General features: G+C 58.9%; 1 protein-coding gene. It reads right to left on the reverse strand.

Annotated elements, in window-relative coordinates:
• Positions 1 to 64 precede the first annotated feature (64 nt).
• Positions 65 to 781 (reverse strand): IS6 family transposase, encoded by a 717-nt coding sequence (locus N0B51_RS14825; protein WP_259963372.1) that lies wholly within the window; start codon positions 779 to 781, stop codon positions 65 to 67.
• Positions 782 to 841 lie beyond the last annotated feature (60 nt).

Consider the following 841-nt stretch of genomic DNA (forward strand, 5'->3'; position numbering starts at 1 on the left):
GGTGGTGTCAGTCCAATCGCAACTCGTCTCCGATTGGCGGAGTTCTCCCCTCCCCAGCTTCATCTCAGGCCATGAGGGACTGCCACTCGACCAACGCGGCCGAGCGGCGAGCCTTGTAGGTCTCTCTGTCGATGAGGTGGCGTTGGAGATCAAAATGGTTGTGGACGTTGGCATGGACGGAAGCAAATTTCTGTAGCGACTTCATCTGCCGGAATCGCAGCATTGCCCGTTCTCGTCGTCGGAACGGAAGGTGCGAGTTTTCGGCCCGATTGTTCAACCAGCGGCCCATTTCGCGGCGGTCCAGATTGCCAAGCTCGCGCATCGCAGCCGGATAGGATCGCAGGCCGTCGGTGACCAATGTCTCGGCGCGGCCATGGCGCTTCAGCGCCTTCTTCATGAATACCAGTGCCGCAGACTTGTCCCGTTTCTTCGTAACGAAGCTTTCGAGGATTTCGCCCTCGTGGTCGACGGCACGCCACAGGTAAACCATCTCGCCGTTCAGCTTCACGTACATCTCGTCAAGGTGCCAGCGCCAATGGCGGAAACCCTGCATCCGGCTCACCCGCTGTCGGCGGATATCGCTGGCGAACATCGGCCCGAACCGGTTCCACCAAAGCCTCACCGTCTCATGGCAAACATCGATTCCGCGCTCGAAAAGCAGGTCCTCAACGTTTCGCAGGCTCAGCGGAAACCGGACATACATCATGACAACCAGCCGGATCACCTCGGGTGACGAGTTGAAATATCTGAACGGACTGGCTGGCTTGCGAGGTCTGGGCATACGTTCGCCCTACCCTCGTTTTACCGCTTGGCCATCGGTGCGTTTGGTTTGACAGCACCG

Origin of the sequence: Tsuneonella litorea (assembly GCF_025154015.1) — a bacterium.
GTDB classification, from domain to species: Bacteria; Pseudomonadota; Alphaproteobacteria; order Sphingomonadales; family Sphingomonadaceae; genus Tsuneonella; species Tsuneonella litorea.

Coding starts and splice junctions, on each gene's coding strand:
- N0B51_RS14825 (WP_259963372.1), bottom strand. CDS start 781: ATGCCCAGACCTCGCAAGCCAGCCAGTCCGTTCAGATATTTCAACTCG.